This window comes from Arthrobacter sp. 05N33_2 (assembly GCF_056397425.1).
The window spans coordinates 1-2,316 of the sequence record NZ_JBFTNJ010000134.1 but is presented as its reverse complement, the minus strand read 5'-3'; the positions used below and the strand labels follow the sequence as shown (position 1 = coordinate 2,316).

The following is a 2,316-nucleotide window of genomic DNA, read 5'->3' as shown; positions in this document are numbered from 1 at the left end:
GCCTATGCTCGGTTCAGCGTTCATTCACTAGGGGGAACAATGGATCGCAGCTGGCGCCTTCGAATAGGAATTTCAGTTCTGGCGGCGGCATGGCTCATGACATCATGCGCAGCCACCCCATCAGTGGTACCGGGATCAGCAGCCTCCACGCCCACCACTTCCGGAATCGCAGCAACATCACCGAGTGCCCCGACCAGCTCCGTGAGTAAAAGCCCCGTCCCGGCCACCTCCGGCCCGCCGCGGGAAACGTGCGCGGCTTTCCTGCCCACCGCGCCTTGCTCCACCTACAGCAGCGTCGCCGCAACATCAAACGGTATGGCTCTACCCTGGGCGGCCGCCGGGACCATCAAGGTGCGACTGAGCTCCGTCGAAGGTACCCTGCAGCTGGCCATGAAAACAGACTGCTCCCCCATCAGCGGGCCAGCCACAATTGCTGGAAACATCATGACCCTCGGAAAAATCGCCACTGGCGCCAGCGGCTGCATCGGTACTTCCGGTGAACATCAAGCTTGGATTCATGAATTATTGAAACGTCCCATTTCAATGACCTATACGCAGGACACTTTGACCTGGACGAGCGGGATAAATACGCTCAGCTTCCAAGCTGAGTAACCACTGTTTTGAGATCATTGCGGACGTCCCGGGGCGGTCCGCTTCCCTGCACGCCCCCGACGGCGACAAATGAGCTGCCGGATAGGCGCCGAATCCACGGGAGGCTCCCTGCACGGCTACCATTGGGCTGCCGGATTCACGACCGGGCGAACTCCCCTAGATCGCTCCCGGTCCTGTCAGCCCAGCTCCCCCACCACCCGTTCTCAGGTCTCCGTATTGATTGATCAAATGTCCTTCGCATAGAAATCGCGGAGAATAGCCGCGACGATCGGCCGCAGCTGCTCCGGATTGACAGAGCCTTCGGCGGTTCGAAGGATTGCGGTGTCTACCTCAGCCAAGAAGGCCTCGGATGATGCGTGCCCTTCCGGGACACGGATCATCCAGACGTAGCCCCTCGGCCGCGGCGGGAGGCCGGCATCCCGGAGGTACAGGTCGATGTCATCGTCGATTCCCAGCCGGTCGGCAGCTGTGAACGGTTCCTCGAAGGGTTGTTGCTTACCCCCGCGCTCGGTGTAACCGGTGATTGTCCTGCCGGCGTCCGAGGACGGGCGGCGGCGTAAGTTGTCCAGGCCGGCTGCCCAGCCGATGAGCGCCCCCCAGCCATTCTCGGGCAGGTCCAGCCAGGAAGCTGAGGGCTCGGATTCCTGCACGTCACTCCACATGGGCTGCTCCTTGCCTCTCCGAATGGGTCACGTCTCCGCACGGCTGCGGCGGGGCAGAACATCCGGTTCCGGGACCCGCGTCAGGGCGGCTTCCCGTGGAAGCTTGAGCCCGTCGTTGCAATCCGTACCTTGACCTTCGTCTGCGTCTCAGGGCGTGCGGTGGGCCGGGGCGAACTGCGCCGCGCGGTTGGTTTCTTCGGCGCGGATGAGGTGCACGAGCGCGTTGATGAGGGCCAGGTGGGTGAACGCCTGTGGGAAGTTGCCGAGGTGACGGCCGCTCACCGGATCCAGCTCCTCAGCGTAGAGGCCCAAGGGGCTGGCAAGGGACAGCAGACGTTCGCACAGTGCCTTGGCGCGAACCACCTCCCCGATCTCGACAAGGGCCGAGACGAGCCAGAACGAGCAGGTCGTGAAGGTCCCTTCGTCGCCGGTGAGACCGTCGTCGGTCTGCTCGGGACGGTAGCGCAGGACGAGTCCGTCCCGGGTGAGTTCATCGGCGATGGCCACGACCGTGGCGCGCACGCGAGGATCGTTGACGGGCAAGAATCGGACAAGCGGAACAAGGAGAAGCGAGGCATCGAGGTTCGTTGTGCCGTAGGACTGGACGAACACGCCTCGGTCGTCGACACCATTGCGGCAGATGTCCTCATGAATCTCCGTGGCGATGGCGTCCCACTTTCGGGCGTAATCAGCCTGACCGTGCAGGCGCGCCAGCCGGGCACCACGATCCAGGGCGACCCAGCACATGAGCTTTGAGGAGGTGAAGTGCTTCGGTTCGCCACGGACCTCCCAGATSCCGTGGTCCGGGTCCCGCCAGTGGGCGGCGGCTTGCTCGACCTGGCGGAGCAGGACGGGCCAGAGCGGCTCGGGAAGCTGGTCACGGGATTTGGCGTGGAGGTAGACGGAGTCCAGCATCATGCCCCAGACGTCGAGCTGGCGCTGGTGGGCGGCAGCGTTGCCGATCCGGACGGGGCGGGCGCCGTCGTAGCCGCCGAGTCCCTCGACAGTAACCTCGGGAAGGTCCCTTTCGCCGTCGATGCCG

3 protein-coding genes are annotated in these 2,316 nt (G+C 64.1%); 1 reads left to right on the top strand and 2 read right to left on the bottom strand.

The features are described 5' to 3' along the window. Positions 1-444: 444 nt before the first annotated feature. Entirely contained in the window at positions 445-612 is a 168-nt protein-coding gene (locus AC1DHX_RS20595; RefSeq protein ID WP_476858529.1) for a hypothetical protein, read from the top strand. A 224-nt stretch (positions 613-836) separates the two neighbouring features. Here the strand turns inward: AC1DHX_RS20595 and AC1DHX_RS20590 are convergent, their stop codons facing one another. Together AC1DHX_RS20590 and AC1DHX_RS20585 are read right to left on the bottom strand one after the other, a co-directional pair. Beyond that, positions 837-1,274, bottom strand: a complete 438-nt coding sequence (locus tag AC1DHX_RS20590) for a DUF5956 family protein (RefSeq protein WP_230008923.1) — start codon at positions 1,272-1,274, stop codon at positions 837-839. 147 nt (positions 1,275-1,421) lie between these two features. Further along, the coding region (locus tag AC1DHX_RS20585; RefSeq protein WP_476900451.1) for a glycoside hydrolase family 15 protein at positions 1,422-2,316 on the bottom strand (895 nt) is incomplete at its 5' end.